The 17,522-nt window shown below is 73.3% G+C and carries 12 protein-coding genes; 7 read left to right on the forward strand and 5 right to left on the reverse strand.

Going from position 1 to position 17,522, the window contains the following annotated elements; all coding sequences use genetic code 11:
- Positions 1 to 10: 10 nt before the first annotated feature.
- Positions 11 to 1,405: an aldehyde dehydrogenase family protein gene (locus tag ACIBK6_RS13525; protein WP_399051345.1), complete on the reverse strand. Its 1,395-nt coding sequence runs from the start codon at positions 1,403 to 1,405 to the stop codon at positions 11 to 13.
- Between the two features lie 291 nt (positions 1,406 to 1,696).
- Here ACIBK6_RS13525 and ACIBK6_RS13530 point away from each other — a divergent pair, with 291 nt between their 5' ends.
- Both ACIBK6_RS13530 and ACIBK6_RS13535 read left to right on the forward strand, forming a co-directional pair.
- The gene (locus ACIBK6_RS13530) at positions 1,697 to 4,576 is read left to right on the forward strand and encodes a hypothetical protein (RefSeq protein ID WP_399051346.1); all 2,880 of its coding nucleotides are present in this window, start codon (positions 1,697 to 1,699) and stop codon (positions 4,574 to 4,576) included.
- A 137-nt stretch (positions 4,577 to 4,713) separates the two neighbouring features.
- Positions 4,714 to 7,794 carry an ATP-binding protein gene (locus ACIBK6_RS13535; RefSeq protein WP_399051347.1) on the forward strand — a complete coding sequence of 1,027 codons (3,081 nt, stop codon included), beginning with the start codon at positions 4,714 to 4,716 and terminating at the stop codon, positions 7,792 to 7,794.
- 57 nt (positions 7,795 to 7,851) lie between these two features.
- Here the strand turns inward: ACIBK6_RS13535 and ACIBK6_RS13540 are convergent, their stop codons facing one another.
- Positions 7,852 to 10,077: a molybdopterin oxidoreductase family protein gene (locus ACIBK6_RS13540; protein WP_399051348.1), complete on the reverse strand. Its 2,226-nt coding sequence runs from the start codon at positions 10,075 to 10,077 to the stop codon at positions 7,852 to 7,854.
- 75 nt (positions 10,078 to 10,152) lie between these two features.
- Positions 10,153 to 10,773, reverse strand: coding sequence for a TetR family transcriptional regulator (locus ACIBK6_RS13545; RefSeq protein WP_399051349.1), 621 nt, complete (start codon positions 10,771 to 10,773; stop codon positions 10,153 to 10,155).
- A 103-nt stretch (positions 10,774 to 10,876) separates the two neighbouring features.
- On the opposite strand from ACIBK6_RS13545, the gene hmgA reads away from it, so the two are divergent.
- The 3 genes from hmgA to ACIBK6_RS13560 all read left to right on the forward strand — a co-directional run bounded on the left by hmgA (position 10,877) and on the right by ACIBK6_RS13560 (position 14,383).
- The gene (hmgA, locus tag ACIBK6_RS13550; protein WP_399051350.1) at positions 10,877 to 12,211 is read left to right on the forward strand and encodes a homogentisate 1,2-dioxygenase; all 1,335 of its coding nucleotides are present in this window, start codon (positions 10,877 to 10,879) and stop codon (positions 12,209 to 12,211) included.
- 24 nt (positions 12,212 to 12,235) lie between these two features.
- Positions 12,236 to 12,988 (forward strand): GntR family transcriptional regulator, encoded by a 753-nt coding sequence (locus ACIBK6_RS13555; protein ID WP_399051351.1) that lies wholly within the window; start codon positions 12,236 to 12,238, stop codon positions 12,986 to 12,988.
- A gap of 198 nt (positions 12,989 to 13,186) precedes the next feature.
- Entirely contained in the window at positions 13,187 to 14,383 is a 1,197-nt protein-coding gene (locus ACIBK6_RS13560) for a type ISP restriction/modification enzyme (protein WP_399051352.1), read from the forward strand.
- Positions 14,384 to 14,390: 7 nt separating this feature from the next.
- Here the strand turns inward: ACIBK6_RS13560 and ACIBK6_RS13565 are convergent, their stop codons facing one another.
- Positions 14,391 to 14,924 carry a GNAT family N-acetyltransferase gene (locus ACIBK6_RS13565; RefSeq protein ID WP_399051448.1) on the reverse strand — a complete coding sequence of 178 codons (534 nt, stop codon included), beginning with the start codon at positions 14,922 to 14,924 and terminating at the stop codon, positions 14,391 to 14,393.
- Positions 14,925 to 15,004: 80 nt separating this feature from the next.
- A complete protein-coding gene (locus ACIBK6_RS13570) occupies positions 15,005 to 15,712 on the reverse strand; it encodes a TetR/AcrR family transcriptional regulator C-terminal domain-containing protein (RefSeq protein WP_399051353.1) in 708 nt (235 codons plus the stop codon).
- A 64-nt stretch (positions 15,713 to 15,776) separates the two neighbouring features.
- On the opposite strand from ACIBK6_RS13570, the gene ACIBK6_RS13575 reads away from it, so the two are divergent.
- Together ACIBK6_RS13575 and ACIBK6_RS13580 are read left to right on the forward strand one after the other, a co-directional pair.
- Positions 15,777 to 16,739 carry an ATP-binding cassette domain-containing protein gene (locus tag ACIBK6_RS13575; RefSeq protein ID WP_399051354.1) on the forward strand — a complete coding sequence of 321 codons (963 nt, stop codon included), beginning with the start codon at positions 15,777 to 15,779 and terminating at the stop codon, positions 16,737 to 16,739.
- Entirely contained in the window at positions 16,736 to 17,518 is a 783-nt protein-coding gene (locus tag ACIBK6_RS13580; protein WP_399051355.1) for an ABC transporter permease, read from the forward strand. Before ACIBK6_RS13575 ends, ACIBK6_RS13580 begins: the two co-directional genes overlap by 4 nt.
- The last annotated feature ends 4 nt before the right edge of the window (positions 17,519 to 17,522 follow it).

Raw genomic sequence — 17,522 nt, forward strand, 5'->3', positions numbered from 1 at the left:
GGTGCGACGCTCAGAACTGGAGCGACTTGGTCTGGAGGTACTCGGTCAGACCGTGCACACCGAGCTCCCGGCCCACCCCCGACTGCTTGTAACCGCCAAACGGGGCAAGGGGATTGAAGCGTCCGCCGTTGATGTCGACCTGGCCGGTGTCCATGCGCCGCGCGAAGGCCACGGCCTCGGCCTCGTCGGCTGCCCAGACCCCGCCCGCGAGGCCGTACACCGTACCGTTGGCGATCCGCAGGGCGTCGTCCTCGTCCTCGTACCTGATGACCGAGACGACCGGGCCGAAGATCTCCTCCTGCGCGATGGTCATCTCCGGGGTGACGTCCGCGAAGACGGTCGGCGCGACGTAGTAGCCCCGCTCCAGGGGCGCATCGGCGCCGCCCGCGACGAGCCGCGCGCCCTCCCGCACCCCCTTCTCGATGTAACCGCGCACCCGCGCCAGCTGCTTGGCGTTGACGAGCGGGCCCACCCGGTCGCCGACTGTGTACTTGGCGGCGGCGGCCGCGGCCAGCTCGACGGCCTCCTCGTACTGGTCGGTGTGGACCAGCATCCGCGTCCACGCGCTGCACGTCTGGCCGGAGTTGCCCATGACGTTGGCGACGCCCACGTTGACGGCCTTCGCGAGGTCGGCGGAGGGCAGGATGACATTGGCGGACTTGCCGCCCAGCTCCAGGGCGACCCGCTTGACGGCGGCCCCGGCCGTGGCGCCGATCTGCTTGCCGACGGCCGTCGAGCCGGTGAAGGAGACCAGGTCGACCCCTTCGTGCTCGGCGAGCGCCTGGCCCGCGACCGGGCCGAGGCCGGTGACCAGGTTGAACACCCCGGCGGGCAGGCCGGCTTCGTGCACCGCCTCGGCGAAGAGCTGCGCGGTCAGGGGCGTGTCCTCCGCGGGTTTGAGGACGACCGTGCAGCCCGCCGCCAGTGCGGGTGCCACCTTGTTGACGATCTGGTGCAGCGGATAGTTCCAGGGCGTGATCGCCCCGACGACCCCGGCCGGCTCCTGGTAGACCGTGGAGTTCCCGATCTTCTCCTCGAAGCGGTACGAGGCGGCGAGTTCGGCGTACGAACCGGCGACCGCGATCGGCAGCCCCGTCTGCACGGCCTGCGCGAACGGCAGCGGTGCGCCCAGCTCGGCGCTGATGGTCGCGGCGATCTCGTCCTTGCGGGCCGCCAGCCGGTCCCGCAGCGCGGTGAGCTTCGCGGCGCGCTCGGCCGGCGGGGTCGCGGCCCAGGCCGGGAGTGCCGCGCGGGCGGCGCGTACCGCCGCGTCGACGTCCTCGGCGGTGCCGGCCGGAACATGGCCGATGACCTGCTCGTCGGCCGGGTTCACCACCGCGATGGCGTCCTGGCCTGCGGCGGGTCGCCACTCGCCGCCGATGTACATGCCGTCGTGGGCCTTCATCGCATTCCTCCCGGGCGGAGCCACTCTCGTCCGCCACTCAAACTAGCGTTGATAGTTTTTAAGCGCCAGGGGCGCCCCGCGGAGCCGGGGCCCGGCCGCCGGTAATTCCTCAGTAACGCCATCCTCCTAGTCTCCGGCAGCAGTCCGCCACGCTCCCCTGCCGTCTCCCTGCTTCTCCCCTGCTTTTCCGGCCAGGGCGGCGGACGACCCGGCTCCGCCAGACGAAGCCGTCATGAACGAAGCCGTCATCCAGGACAAGTCCGCGATCCGCTTCTCCGGAAAGGCCTGACCATGAGAACTCCCCAGCGGGTCCCGCGCCTGGTGGCGGCGCTCGCCGCGGCGGGACTCGCGCTGACCGTGCTGCCCGGGACCACCGCCCTCGCCGCCGACCGCGGCAACGGTGTGCGCACCCTCACCGACGCCCAGGCCGGGCAGCTCGCCAAGCGCCTCACGCCCGATGTGTACGACGAGGCGGGCACCCCGCCGCCCACTGACGCGCCCAAGGCCAAGGCCGGGCCGAGCCCCGAGGCGCCCCAGGCCCTTGGCGCCGCACCGGCCGCCGACCCGCTTCCGCTCACCTCCAAGAACGTCACCGAGACCGTCCGCGGCGTCGCCGACACCACTCAGCTGCCGGGCACCGGGGGCGACTACCTGACGGTGCACAGCCTCGGAGACATCGCGCGCATCGACCGCACCGGCGCCACCGTGTGGGAGCGCCACAACTACTCGCTGTACCAGGACTGGCAGGTCAAGAACGTCCAGCCCTGGCAGCCCGTCCCGTACCCGGCACGGATCCCGATGGGCTTCAACGCCATCGGGCCGTTCGCGGACAACAGCGAGAGCGGCTACAGCGTCGGCGACCTGACCGGCGACGGCGTCGCGGACGTGGTGTTCAGCGCCCAGGTCGGCGTCAGCCCGTACCGTCCGTTCACCGTCCCCGGCAGCAAGCTCAGCACCGGCACCTTCGTCACCGTCCTCGACGGCAGGACGGGCCGCACGCTGTGGAGCCAGCTCTTCGCCGACGCGCGGCTGGTGAAGCTGGTCGGCACGACGCTGGTCGTCGCCGACCAGCCGTCCACCAACCGGAGCGCCCCCAAGGACGCCCCGGGCACCCTGCACGGATTCCGCTTCCGCCATGCGGCAGGGAAGCTGACCCCGGACAAGCCCTGGACCTACAACACCGGTGAGCGGAGCGCCCGTTGGGCCGCCGTCGAGGACACCGGCGGCGGGCTGCTCGCCGTCTCCTGGGACCGCCGCAAGACGAAGACCGCACCGGCGGCGGGCCACACCCTGCTCATCGACACCGCCGACGGCAAGGTGAGGTGGACGGCCGACGGGGCCCTGTACTCACGGCAGTTGCGGTACGACGCCGCACGCGGGCGGCTGCTCGCCCTGGAGCAGACCGACTACACGGACGGTCTGACCTACGAACTGGCCGCGTACGACATCGGAACCGGTGGACGCACGGGGCTCGACCGGCGTGTCAACGCGGTGGCGCTCGGCATCCGGGTCGGCGACCTGGCGGGCGGCCGCGGACCGCAGTACGCGGTGGCCGAGGCCGCCCTCGACAGCTCGCTCCTCATCGACGCGAGCACCGTGCGGGTGCTCGACGGCGGCGACGGCGCGACCGAACTGTGGTCGCACACCACCAAGCGGCCCAAGGGCAAGGAGGGGACGGACGGCCCCGTCGACTTCGGGCTGAAGATCGCCGACGGACGGCTGTACGTCTCCTCGTTCACCGGGGAGCTGTCGGGTGCGGCGGGCTACGGCGGGCTGCGCTCGGCAGCTCTCACCGCGTACGACGGCCGCAGCGGCACGGTGCGCTGGGCCCAGCGCGGACCGGTCACGTCCGTGCTGTACGCCGAGCCCTTCCGCCAGGACGGCCGGAGTCTGATCCGTACCGTCGACGGCGACCAGAACGTCCGCACCTACCGGGCCGACAACGGCCACCAGGTCGCGCTGAACCCGCTGCCGGGCGATCTGTCCTGGGCGGCCACCGTCGACATCAACGGCGACGGTGTGCAGGACGTGATCACCGGCGGTGAGTCGCACGGGCTGTGGGCCTATGACGGCAAGGCGTATCTCGCGGGCCGGGCCAAGGTGATCTGGAAGGCGGTCATGCCGGGCGCGGTGCACCGCGTCCAGGTCGTCGCCGGCGCCGGCGGAAGGCCCGAGGTGGTGGTCGCCGCCGAGACCGAGGCCGTGATCGTGGACGCGCGCACCGGCCGCGTCGAGCAACACCTCGACGGGCACGGCCAGTTCGTGTGGTCGGTCGCAGCCGCGAAGCTCGACGGGCGACGCGGCACCGAGGTGATCGTGCCGACGGACAAGGTCCGCGCCTACCGGGCCGACGGCTCACCGCTGTGGGAGTACGCGGGCCCGGCGGGCACCGTGTTCTCGGACGTGTCGGTGTCCGGCGGCGGGGTGTACGCCTCGTACAACACCCGCATACCGGTGGGCTCGGACGTGAACGCGGCCGACGTCGGCCAGGTGGCGCTCGACGCCCGTACCGGAACGGCCCGTTGGGCGGTGGCGCCCACGGGTGACGACGGGGCCAAGGCGGTGGCGGCCCAGCTGGTCGACGGCGTGTTCGCGTCGCCGGGGATCCCGTACGCCGACGGGCACGCGGTGGCCTACGCCTCGGTCGTGCGCAACGGGCAGTTCCTGGAGCAGCGGGTGGACATCCGCGATGCCCGGACCGGCCGGGCGGTCCGCTCGCAGCAGTACGGCGGCCCCTGGGTGCACGGCAGCTGGCTGACCGGGCCGGAGGGCCTGACCGAGGTGCGTACCGTCGTGTACTCCACGTACGGCCTGGGCGGCTCGCTGCACGAGGTGAACACGCTGCCGACGGTCACCTCGGGGTCCTTCGTCCGCGGCCCGGGCGGCCAGCGGCTGCTGCTCGGCACCGTGCAGGACGGCGTCTACCTGTGGGACCCGTCGATCCTGACCTCCGGCGGGCCCAACTACCCGCCGCAGCTCGCCAAGGCGTCCGCGTACGAGGACGGCGCGAACCTGGTGGCCGACCTGAACGGCGACGGGGTGGACGAGATGATCCTGCTCAACCGGGACGAGCGGGGCTACGACCAGACCCTGGAGCTGTCCGGCGGCCGCTACCGCGACACCTCGCAGGCGGTCCACGGAATCGGGGTGGTGTCCTTCCCGAAGCCGTGACCGGGGAGCGTCCTGAGGGCCTGTGCCCGCGAGCCTCTGCCCGAGGGCCCGGCCTCCCCTGATCCCGCCGGCCTCCGTGCGCATCGGCCCACGGGGGCTGGCGGCATGCCCATGACCGGCGGTTAGATGGCGGACACATGGACGCCGTACCTCCGCATGCCGCCGCCGGGGACACCCCAACCGCCCCTCCCCTGCTGCGGCTGCGCCTTTTCGGCGGGTTCCGGGTGGAGCGCGACGGCGGTCCGCCGCTCGCCGAGCGCTGGCCTCGGCCCAGCGCCCGCGCCCTGGTCAAACTGCTCGCGGTCACCCCGGGCCACCGCCTCCACCGTGAACAGGCGATGGCCGTCTGCTGGCCCGAGGCGGACCGGCACAGCGCCACCGGCAGCCTGCGGGTGGCGCTGCACGCGGCCCGGCGCGCCTTGGAGCCGGAGCTCGCGCCGCGCGCCGCCTCCTCCTATCTCATCGGCGAGGGCGCGCTGCTGCGGCTCGACCCGCGCACGGTGTGGATCGACGCGGACCACGCCGAGACGCTCGCCGAGGCCGCGCTCGGCGGCGCCCGAAGTGTCCAACTCGCCGCCGCACTGGACGCGTTCAGCGGCGAGCTGCTGCCCGAGGACCGCTACGCCGACTGGGCCGAGGCCCGCCGCGAACGGCTCTCGCTGCTGCGCCGACGGGTACTGCTCGCCCTCGCCGAGGCCCATCTGTCCGAAGGCGACCCGGCGAGTGCCGCGGTCGCCGCGGAACGGGCGCTGGCCACCTCGCCCGCCGAGGAACCGGCCCACCGGCTCCTGATGGCGGCGTATCTGCGGCAGGGGCTGCGGCGGAAGGCGGCACACCAGTACCACCTGTGCCGCGCGGCCCTCGACGCGGAGCTGGGGGTGCGGCCGGGCCCGGAGACCGAGCGCCTGCACCAGGCGGCCCTGGACGACTCGGCCCCGGCGGCCCGCACCATGGCCCCCGTGCTCCCGCCCGCGATCCGCACCGCGCCGCCCACTCCGATGCGCGGCCGGGACTCGGTCCTGGCCGCCCTGCTGCGCCCGGCCGGACCGCCGGTCCGGCTGGTCGTCGGCGAGGCCGGGCTCGGCAAGACCCGGCTCGTCGGCGAGGCGGCCCGGCGCAGCGCCGCCACCGGGGCCGCGGTGCTGTGGGGCGCGGGGCACGAGGCCGAGGGGCACACTCCGTACGGCGCGTTCGCCGACGCGCTGGACGGCTGGCTCGCCGACCGGCCGCCCGCCGAACGTGCCCGCACCGGCGCCGAGTACCCCGAACTGGCCGCGCTGCTCCCCTCGTTGGGCCGGGTCCGCGATGTCCTCGACCGCAGCCCCGAGGACGAGCGCGACCGGCTGTTCCGCGCCACGGCGGGCCTGCTCGCCGAGCTGGCCGCCGAGCGCCCGGTCCTGGTGGTGCTCGACGATCTGCACGCCGCCGACACCGGTTCCTGCCAGCTCCTGAGCCATCTCGCCCGGCGCACCGCGGCGAGCGGCGCGGACCTGCGGTTCGCGGTGACGTACCGCGAGGAGGAGCTGTCCGGGGCCGATCCGCGCCGCACGGGCATCGATGCCCTGGTCCGCCAGGGACTCGCCCGCACCGTGCGGTTGAGCCGGCTCGACCGCGCGGCCTGTCTGGCGGTGGCGGCCGACGCGCTCCGCCTGACCACGGGCACGGCCGAGAGCGGGCTCGGCCGGGTGTGGGAACTCTCCCTCGGCAACCCGCTGTTCGCCGTCGAGCTGGCCCAGGTCCTCGGCGACGGCACCCCGCCCGACCGGCTGGGCGCGCCGGAGGGGGTGCGGCAGCTGGTGGGCGCGCGGCTGGCCCGGATCGGCGGGGCCGCCCGCCGGATGGTCGAGGTGGTGGCGGTCGCGGGCGGCGAGGCCCCGCTCGCCGAGGTCCTCGATGTCGCGGCGCACGGCCTGTTCCCGCCGCTCGGCCCGGCCCAGTGCGCCGAGGCGCTGGACACGGCGGTGGCGGCCTCGCTGATCGCCGAGCGCCCGGTGGTCATCGCGGGCCGCCCGGTGGCCGGTCTGGCCTTCCGGCACCCCCTGGTGCGACTCACCTGCTACGAACGGCTCTCCGCCGTACGCCGCCGGCAGCTGCACTCCGCCTGCGCCGAGGCGGTGCTGCGCAGCCGGCCCGACGCGGTGGACGCGCTCGCCTCCCATCTGGCGCGGGCCGACGACCCCCGGGCGGCGAGCTATCTGCGCGAGGCGGCCGAGCGGGCGGCCGCGCTGTACGCCAACGACACCGCTGACCGCTACTTCCGCGAGCTCATCGCCCGTCTCGGCACGCCGTACGACGGCATGCCGTACGGCGGGACCGATCCGGCGCGCGTCCGGCTCGCACACAGCCAGGTGCTGCGCAGGATGGGGCACTTCGGGGCGGCGGCCGAGACGCTCCGGGACGCCCTCGCCGAGTTCGGGCGGCGGGGCGAGGCGGACCGCGAAGTCCTCGCGGCGGCGCTGCTCGCGGACGTGCTGGCCAAGACGGGCACCCCGGAGCGCGGGGCCGAGGTGCTGCGAGCGTATCCGCCGGGGCCCGGCACCGCGCCCGAACCGGCCGCCCAGCACCACATAGCCCAGGCCGTGGTGCACTTCGTGCTCGGCCGCTACGCCGACGGCCATGCGACGGCCCGCCGGGCCCAGGAGGCGGCCGAGCGGGTAACTGGCCTTCCTGGCACGGGACTTGTGGCCCGCTCGCTCGCGATGCAGGCCACCTGCCTCGGCCTCGGCGGCCATCCCGATCAGGCTCGCGCGGCCGCGGACCGGGCGCTGGCCCCCGCCGAGGCGTACGGCGATCCGACCCTGCTCGCCAATGTGCTGTCCACCCTGCGCGAGAACGCGCGGCGCGAGGGGCGGCTGCGCGACGCCGTCGCCATCGGGGGCCGCGCGCTGGAGCTGGCCGAGCGCTCGGGCGATCCGACGGCCACCTCCTTCGAGCAGGCCAACCTCGCCGAACTCCATCTGCTGCTCGACGAGTTCGAGGCGGCCGAGCGGCACGCCGAGGCGTCGGTGCGGGGCGCCGAGCCGGACGGCGCCTGGTCCCTGCCGTACGCACTGGCCGCGCTGGCGCGGGTGCGGATGCGGGGCGGGGCGCCCGCCTCGGCCGCGGACCTCCTCGACCGGGCGGGGCGGGTCGCCGCCGCCCACCACGACCGCCAGGCGCAGCACGAAGTACGGGCCGCGCTGGGCGAGTTAGCCGATCGCACCGGTCGGGTCAGATGATGCCGAACGGGATCCCGGCGGATGTCGCCGCCTGAGCAATAGGCGCAAAACTCCAGGTCACGACAGGGGTACGAGTTCGACGGGGAACCCGTTGAGCACCGAGGTCCCCGACAGCGGGTCGAGCCGGGATCCGTCGAGCAGCTGGTTGACGTTGACGCCGGGGCGGCCGGCGGCCACGGCGAGCCGGCTGCCGGGCCTGCTGTGCCCCCAGCCGTGCGGCAGGCTGACCACGCCCCTGCGCACGCTGTCGGTGATCTCCACGGGTGCCGCGACCGCTCCCCCGTCCGCCGTGATCCGCACCTCGGCTCCGTCGGCGAGGCCGAGCCGGGCCGCGTCCTCGGGGTGGATCTGGAGGGTGCAGCGGTTGGAACCGCCGTTCAGGGCGGGGATGTTGTGCAGCCAGCTGTTGTTGGAGCGCAGATGGCGCCGGCCGACGAGCACGAGGGAGGCGGGCCGCACTTTGAGGGCGGCGTGCAGCCGGGGCAGATCGGCGGCGATGGGCGCGGGAAGCAGTTCGATCCGCCCGCTGCGGGTCCTGAGGACCTGCGGAAGGCGGGGCTTGAGCGGCCCGAGGTCGATGCCGTGGGGGTGGGCGAGCACTCGTTCCAGGGTGAGCCCGTCCGGGTCGGCGCCGAAGCCGTCCCCGTACGGACCGAGCCTGAGCATGAGGTCGAGGCGGCGCTCGGGGCCGTTCGCGCCGGTGAGCCGGGCGGCGAGCGCCTCGGCGTCCTGGCCGTGCACGGGCGAGTGCGGGTCGGCGACGGCGGTGGCCAGCGCGTGGTCCACGAGCATCGCGTCCACCGCGCCGGGGTCGGCGCCGTGCCGGCCGCTCACGGCGAGCACGAGCCGGGCGTGGATCTCACACTCGTCCATGCGCCCGTCGGCGAGCGGCAGGGCGCGCCGGGTGTAGCGGACCTGGTTGCGGACGGCGAAGGAGTTGAACGTGAAGTCGAAGTGCGCGCTCTGCGAGGGCGGCGGCGGGGGCAGCACGACATCGGCGTGCAGCGAGGTCTCGTTCAGGTACGGGTCGATGCTGACCATGAAGTCGAGCCCGGCCAGCGCCCGGTCGAGCCGGTCCCCGTCCGGCGCGGAGAGCACCGGGTTGGCGGCGCAGGCGATGACCGCGCGGATCTGCCCGTCGCCCGGCGTCTCGATCTCCTCGGCGAGCGCCGCGACGGGCAGTTCGGACTTCGCCTCGGGGTGCCCGCCGACCCGGCTGTGCCAGCGCCCCAGCGCGAAGCCCTTGCCCGGTCCGGCCGGGCGGGGTGCGCGGTCGGTGGCGGAGAGCGGGAAGAGCACGCCACCGGGCCGGTCGAGGTTGCCGGTGAGGATGTTGAGTACGTCGACCAGCCAGCTGGCCAGGGTGCCGTGCTCGACGGTGCAGCTGCCGATCCGGCCGTATACGGCGGCGGTGGGTGCGGCGGCGAGTTCGCGGGCGATGACCCGGATGTCGGCCGGCTCCACGTCGCAGGCCGCTGCGACCGCCTCGGGCGTGAACTCCCTTATCGCACAGGCCAGTTCACCCATCCCTTCGAGCTGTTCGTCGAGGTCGCCCGGCGTGGTGAGCTTCTCCTCGAAGAGCACCTGGGCGATCGAGGCGAGCAGCAGGGCGTCGGTGCCGGGCCGGATCGCGACGTGCCGGTCGGCCAGCTTCGCGGTGCGGGTGCGGCGCGGGTCGACCACGGTGAGCGTGCCGCCGCGCTTGCGCAGGGCCTTGAGCTTGCCCGGGAAGTCGGGGGCGGTGCACAGGCTGCCGTTGGATTCGAGCGGGTTGGCGCCCAGCAGCAGCAGATGGCCGGTGCGCTCCAGATCGGGCACCGGGATGGCCATCGGGTCGCCGAACAGCAGTCCGCTGGCGACGTGCTTGGGCATCTGGTCGAGGGTGCTCGCGGTGAAGATGTTGCGGGTGCCGAGGGCGCGCAGCAGGGCAACCGGATAGAGGGCTCCGGCCATGGTGTGGACGTTGGGGTTGCCGAGCACCACGCCCACCGCGTTGGGCCCGTACTGCTCGGTGATGGGCCGCAGCCGGGCCGCGATCAGGTCGAAGGCCTCGGCCCAACTGGCCTCCTCCAGTACGCCGTTGCGGCGTACGAGCGGCTTGCTGAACCGGTCGGGGTCGCTGTCGACCTCCCCGAAGGAGGCGCCCTTGGGGCAGATGAACCCCTGGCTGAACACGTCGTCCACGTCTCCCCGGGCGCCGGTGACCCGGCCGCCCTCCAGGGTGAGGCTGAGCCCGCAGGTGGCTTCGCAGAGCGGGCAGATACGCAGGGCGGTGCGGGACATTCGTCCTCCCAGGGCGGCGGCGCGCGGGCTTCGAGCATACCGACCGGTAGGCATGTGCGGGAGGTCCCGGCCGGATCAGTCCAGGCTCCGGGCGAGGTAGGCGTGCAGCAGCTCCCGGGTCTGGGCGACGATGTGGGGGTCGCCCTGCGGGTCCGTGCGGAAGGCGAGGCGCAGGGTGGCATCGGCCGCCTCCACGGCGACCAGGATGACCCGGCGCAGCTCCGCGTCCGGGGTGCGGCCGAACTGGGCCGGGAGGAGTTCGGCGAGGCGGTCGGCGAGGATGTGGTTGGCGTCGGACGCCGGGTCGGGCACCGGCTGCGGGCCGCCGAAGTCGACCAGGTTGAATCCGGGCACCGTCTGTTTCAGGACGAGGTACTCGTCCAGGACCGCGTCGACGGCGCCCCGCCAGTCGGCCGCCTCGATCGTCTCCAGACGGGCGTTGATCATGCCGGCGTAGCGGTCGAGGTTGCGGGCGGCGAGCGCTTCGGCCATGGCCCGCTTGTTGCCGAAGAAGCGGTAGACGGACCCGATGGGCACGCCCGCACGCTGGGCCACGGCCCGCGTGGACAGTTCTTCGTAGCCGGTCTCGTCGAGGAGTTCGGCGCAGGCGTCGAGTATCCGGGACAGCCGCTCGGCGCTGCGCTGCTGCACGGGCGCGCGACGGAGGTTCGCGTGGACATCAGGAGCAGGAGGCACGGGCCCATCATGCCCGGCCGGGCCGGTTTTCCCGTTGACGCGTCCGCATCGTAATCCTACGGTGGAGCATAGGATTCCAGCACTGCAAGCAGGAGAGCGGACGATGACGACGACAACCGGCGAACAGGCGAGGAAGACCGCGGAAGGACTTGCCTACTCCCGCGGCTTCGGCAACGAGCACAGCTCGGAGGCCGTCCCCGGCGCCCTCCCGCTCGGCCGCAACACCCCCCAGCGCGCCCCGCTCGGTCTGTACGCGGAGCAGCTCAGCGGCAGCGCCTTCACCGAGCCGCGCGCCCACAACCGCCGCTCCTGGCTCTACCGGATCCGCCCCTCGGCCGCGCACCCGGCGTTCACCCGCGCCGACAACGGCCACCTCCGGTCGGCGCCCTTCACCGAGACCGTCCCCGACCCGAACCGGCTGCGCTGGAACCCGCTGCCCGAGCCCCCGGCGGGCACCGACTGGCTGGCCGGCCTGTGGACCCTGGGCGGCAACGGCGACGCCACCCAGCGCACCGGCATGGCAGTGCACCTCTACCACGCCAACTCCTCCATGGAATCTAGGGTGTTCAGCGACGCGGACGGCGAGCTCCTGATCGTCCCCGAGCGCGGCGGCCTGCTGCTTCGCACCGAGCTCGGCCTGCTCGCCGCCCGCCCGGGCGAGGTCGCCCTGATCCCGCGCGGCGTCCGCTTCCGGGTCGAGCTCCTGGACGAGAGCGCACGGGGCTATGTGTGCGAGAACTACGGCCGGCCCTTCCAGCTCCCCGACCTCGGCCCGATCGGCGCCAACGGCCTCGCCAACGCACGGGACTTCCGGGCGCCGGTCGCCGCGTACGAAGACCCCGAAAACACTGAGGGACCGGTCGAGGTCGTCAACAAGTTCTGCGGCAACCTCTGGACCGCGACGTACGACCACTCCCCGCTGGACGTGGTCGCCTGGCACGGCAACCACACGCCGTACGTATACGACCTGCGCACCTTCAACGTCATCGGCACCATCAGCTACGACCACCCCGACCCGTCGATCTTCACGGTGCTCACCTCGCCGTCCGACACCCCGGGCCTGGCCGGAGTCGACTTCGTGGTGTTCGCGCCGCGTTGGCTGGTCGGCGAGGACACGTTCCGGCCGCCGTACTTCCACCGCAACGTGATGAGCGAGTACATGGGCCTCATCGAGGGCGCGTACGACGCGAAGGCCGAAGGCTTCGTGCCGGGCGGCGGCTCGCTGCACAACATGATGTCGGCGCACGGCCCGGACCGGGAGACCTTCGACCGGGCGAGCGCCGCCGAGCTGAAGCCGCAGAAGATCGACGACGGGCTCGCCTTCATGTTCGAGACGCGCTGGCCGGTCACCGCCACCGGGCAGGCGGCGACGGCCGGACACCTCCAGCAGGGCTACGACGAGGTGTGGCAGGGTCTTCAGCGCCACTTCCGCTCCTGAGCACCACCTGATACGGAATCCCCTGTGACCTCCTCCTTCGCACCCGACTCGCTGGTCCTGAACCGGAAGCTGCCGCTCTGGTACCAGGTGTCCCAGTCGCTGCGCGCCTCGATACTGGGCCGCTCCCCCGACGCCTCGCTGCGGCTGCCCACCGAGGAGCGGCTCGCCGCGCACTACGGGGTGAGCGTGCTCACGATGCGCCAGGCGCTCAAAGAGCTGGAGGAGGAGGGCCTGATCAGCCGGCACCGGCGGCGCGGCACGTTCATCGAGCCCGCCGCCCGGCGGGCCTCGCCGGTCCGGCTGCTCGGCTCGATCGACGCGATCGTGGCCCAGCAGTCGGGCGAGCGGACCACGATCCTGGGCCACGGCCCGGAGCCGGTGCCCGGGGAGCTCGCCGAGTACTTCCCCGGGCGCGCGGAGGTCGTGGCGTACCGGCGGCTGCGGTGCGACGGCGAGAGCGGCGAGCCCACCAACTGGGCGCACAACGCGGTGCGTCCGGAGGTGGCCGACCGGATCGACCTCGCCGATCTGGAGCGCTGGCCGATGACGAAGGTGCTGCGGGACGCGGTCGGGGTGGACATCAGCCGCATCACGGACACCGTGGAGGCCCGCCTCGCCGACCCGGTCACCGCCGACCTGCTCCAAGTGCCGCTGCTCTCACCGATCCTGCACTACACGGGCGTCACCTACGACGGCTCGGGCCAGGTGGTCGATGTCGCCCGGATCCACTACCGCGGCGACCGCTTCGCGTTCTCGGTGACGGTCGAGGCCCGCTGATACGGGGAGCGTGCGTTACTAAGCGGTCTTGTGGAAGTCCAGTGCGGTACGGCGCCCTGAAGGGGCGCGGGGCTGTGACATCGTGCGGCTCCGCCGTGTGGGCGCGACCAGCCTCCCCCAAGCTCTCAACTTCGTTCGAGCAGGGGGACCCCCATCGGCCCGCAGCCGACGAACGCCACTACCCGCGGCGCGCTTAGCATGCTGGCTGTGAGCGATGACGCGCCTCTTCTGGCGGACCTGATGCCCTGGTCGGTGGCTCCGCTGCGGCTGGGGCGCGACTGGGTGGTGGCGCCCGACGAGCGGACGCTGCGCTCCCGCTGGGAGCTGCTCGTGCGGTCCGAAGGAGCCGAGCGGGAGCGGCTGTTCGGCCCGAGCCGGGCCCGTACGCTCCGCTCCGCGGTCGCCGCGCTGCCCGGCCGGGCCGCCGGCACCGGCCCGTTCGCACAGGAGCGGGGCCCCTGTCCGGCGCCGGTCCGCATCCAGCACGGGCCCTTCGACGAACAGTGGCTGATACCGGACCAGCGGCTGATCGACGCCGCCCGGCCCGAGCTGTGGCGGGTCGCGGACGAGCGACAGCTCTTCGTGGTCGAGCAGGGGTACGTACCGAAGGAAGCCGGTCCCGCGGTGACCGTCTCGGCGGTGCTGCCCGACGGCCGCTCCCCCGCCGGGCGTCCGGGCCGCATCCGCCCGCTGCACCGCCGCCCCGGCGGCCTCGAACCGAACCTCGCCCCGGGCCTGCTCGCCTTCCTCCGCGCGACGTACGGGAGCGATGTGGCGGCCGCCGATGTGCTCGCCTGGATCGTGGCGGCCGCCCGGCCGGGCGCCGCGGGCTGCTCGGTCCCGCTGAGCGCTGACCCTCAACTCTGGTCCGCCGGAGTCGAGTTGGGGCGGCAGATGTGCACGGTGATGGTGCGCGGGGCGCGCAGCGGCGAGAAGCCCCGGCTGCCCGGCGGCCGGCGCCCGTACGTGCGGGCCGCGCTCCCGGCCCGCCCGCGGGAGCTCTGCTACGACGCCGAGGAGGAGACCCTGCACGTGGGCGACGGCCGGATCTCACCGGTGCCGCGGCAGGCCTGGGAGTTCCAGGTGGGCGGGGTGCGGATGCTGGAGCTGTGGTTCCAGCGCCGTACGGAGCCCGCCGAACCGGGCACGCTGGGCGCGGTCGGGCCGGCGAGCTGGCCGCAGGAGTGGACCTCCGACCTGCTCGAACTGATCACGGTGCTCGCCCTGCTGGCCGAACTGCGCCCGCGGCAGGCCGAGTTGGCGACCGGACCGGGCCTCACCCGCGAGCACCTGGTCTCGGCCGGGGTGCTTCCGGTGCCGGCTGCCGCGCGCCGCCCGGCCTCCGTGTTCGACCACCACGAGGAGGGCCCGGGCGGGCAGTTCGCGCTGATCTGAGGACGCGTCAGCCGGCGTATTCCGTGAGGTCGATGGTGTGGATGTGCTGCGGGGTCTTGTACACCGGGTGCGTCGTCTCGCTCGCGAGGTCCATGCCGAGCTTGCGCGAGATGTTCTCGGACGCGGTGTTGCTCAGGTGCGTGATGCTGATGACCCCGTCGAGTCCGCGGTCCTGAAGGGCGAACTCCAAGGTGGCGTGGGCGGCTTCGGAGGCGTACCCCTGACCCCAGAACGGCCGACCGAGGCGCCAGCTGATCTGCACGTCGGGCACGCCCTCCGGCTGGAACTCGGGCACCGACAGACCGGCGAAGCCGATCAGCTCACCGGAGGCGAGCAGTTCGACGGCGAAGAGACCGAAGCCCTCCTCGTCCCACTCCTCCTCCCAGCTCTCGATGTCCTCGGCGGTCTGCTCCAGATCGCGGACCGAGCCGTCGCCGATCCAGCGCATGACTTCCGGGTCGGCGTTGATCTCCGCCATGGGGACGAGGTCGTCGTCGGTCCATCGGCGCAGGACGAGGCGGGGGGTGCGGATCTCGGTCATGGGGCCATCCTGCACGGATCCGGGGCCGAGCCGGAAATCGGCGAGCGCGGAGTGTCCGGCCATGATGCGCCGGACACCCCCTAGCCCGCGAAGCCGTTGAGCGTCCTGGTCAGCGCCCTGTCGAACACCGCGTCCAGATCGATCGGGCCCGAGTCCTCCGCGAAGGCCGCGGCCAGGTGGGGGTAGCGGCCGGTGGAGACCTGGCTGAAGAGGTAGGCGATCCGCACGCCCTGCTCCTGCTCCGCGGACCACGGCAGGGAGCGGGTCCGCTCGGCCGTGGAGATCTCGTTGGCGACGTACGCGGTGACGACGCCGTTCACCGAGGCGATCAGCTCCATCTTCGTCCCGGACCTCGCCTCCAGCGGTTCGAGGCAGCCCATGCAGTGCTCCAGGTAGCGCAGCGCGTTCGGGCTGAAGCCGTACACCGGGGACATCAGCCCCGGCACCCACGGGTGGCGGTGCATCAGCGCCCGGGTCTGGTGCGCGAGGCCGAGCATGTCGGCCCGCCAGTCCCCGGTCGGCGCGCTCAGCTCGTACTCGGCGCTGACCGCGTCCACCATCAGCTCGTACAGGTCCTCCTTGCGCGGGACGTAGTTGTACAGCGACATCGTTCCGCAGCCCAGCTCGGCCGCGACCCGGCGCATGGAGACCGCGTCGATGCCGTCCGCGTCCGCGATCCGCACGGCGGCGGCCGCGATGTCGGCACGGCTGAAAGCGGGCCTGGGGCCCCGTCCGGCGCGCTTGGGGCGCGCCCAGATCACTTCTGGTTCAGCAGGTCGCCCTGCCATGGATCATCACCTCGCCCACCATCGTAGTTACGTACGCCGTACGTAGTGCGGTACGGTGGGCCGCATGACAACTACGTACGCTGTACTTAGTGAAGGTCTGGAGAAGCGCTTCGGCGAGGTCCACGCGCTGCGCGGCCTCGATCTGGCGGTCGCCGAAGGCACCGTCTGCGGGGTGCTCGGCCCCAACGGCGCGGGCAAGACCACCGCCGTGCGGCTGCTGACCACGCTGCTCGCGCCGGACGCGGGCTCCGCGCGGGTCGCCGGGCACGACGTGGTGCGCGAGCAGGACGCGGTGCGCCGGGCGATCGGTGTGACCGGCCAGTCCACCTCGGTCGACGTCGAACTCACCGGGCGGCAGAACCTCCAGCTCTTCGCCAAGCTGCACGCCCTGCGCGGCGCGGCGGGCCGGACCCGCGCCGCCGAGCTCCTGGAGCAGTTCGAGCTGATGGACGCGGCTGACCGGGCGGTCGGCACGTACTCCGGCGGCATGCGGCGCCGGCTCGACCTTGCCGCGAGCCTGCTCACCCGCCCCCGCGTGCTCTTCCTGGACGAGCCGACCACCGGTCTCGACCCGCAGAGCCGCAACCAGATCTGGGCGGCCGTGCGCGCCCTGACGGCCGAGGGCACCACGGTGCTGCTCACCACCCAGTACCTGGAGGAGGCCGACCAGCTGGCCGACGACATCGTGCTGATCGACCGGGGCCGGGCCGCGGTCACCGGCACCCCCGCCGAACTCAAGGCCAGGATCGGTTCGTACGCCCAGGTCGTGCTCGCCGACGAGGGAGCGATGCCCCAAGCGGCTGCCGTGCTCGACCAGTTGACCGGGAACGAGCCCCAACTCGACGCCGGGAGAAGAACGGTGGGCGCGGTCTCGGTCGACCCGACGCTCACCCTGCCCCGTATCGTCCGCGAACTGGACGCGGCCGGGGTGCCGATCCTGGACGCGAGTCTGCGTCCGCCCACCCTCGACGAGGTCTTCCTGCGCCTCACCGGCGCCGCCGACACCCGCAAGGAGCTGGTGACATGAGTTCGCTCGGCTACGACAGCTCGGCCATGCTCGGCCGCCAGCTCCAGCGCATCAGGCACGCGCCCGGCGTGCTGATCCTCACCCAGACCATGCCGATCACCATGCTGCTGTTCTTCGGCTACGTCTTCGGCAGCGCGCTCGCCATGCCGGGCGGCGAGTACCGGGCCTATCTGGTGCCCGGGCTCCTGGTGGCGACGGCTGCGGGCGGCCTGATGACCGGGATGTTCCAGGCCGCGCAGGACTCCCACCGCGGGGTGATGGACCGGCTGCGCACGCTGCCGATGAGCCGGGCCGCGGTGCCGGTCGGCCAGGCCGCGGCCGACCTGCTGACCACCGCGCTCGGCATGATCCCGCTGATGGTCGTGGGGCTCGCGGTGGGCTGGCGGATCGACAGCGGTCCGCTCGGCGCGCTCGGCGCCTTCGGACTGCTGATGCTGCTCCGCCTGGCGACCACCTGGGCGGGCTTGTTCCTGGGGCTGCTGACGCAGAGCGAGGAGGCCGCCGGGCAGCTGGGTTCGGCCACCTTCATCCTGCCGCTGCTCTCGAACGCGTACATCCCCACCGGCAACCTCCCCGGCTGGCTGCGCACGATCGCCGAGTGGAACCCGATCAGCGCGGTCGCCTCCGCCGTCCGCGACCTCTGCGGCAACTCCTCGCCCGCCGCGGACGCGGCCTGGCCGGTCGCCCACCCGGTCGCGGGCTCGCTCGCCTGGTGCGCCTTCCTGCTGCTCGTCTTCGTGCCACTGGCCGTACGCCGCTACGCGCACTCCGGCCGCTGAGCAC

It is taken from the genome of Streptomyces sp. NPDC050485, from assembly GCF_044458185.1.
Lineage (GTDB): Bacteria > Actinomycetota > Actinomycetes > Streptomycetales > Streptomycetaceae > Streptomyces.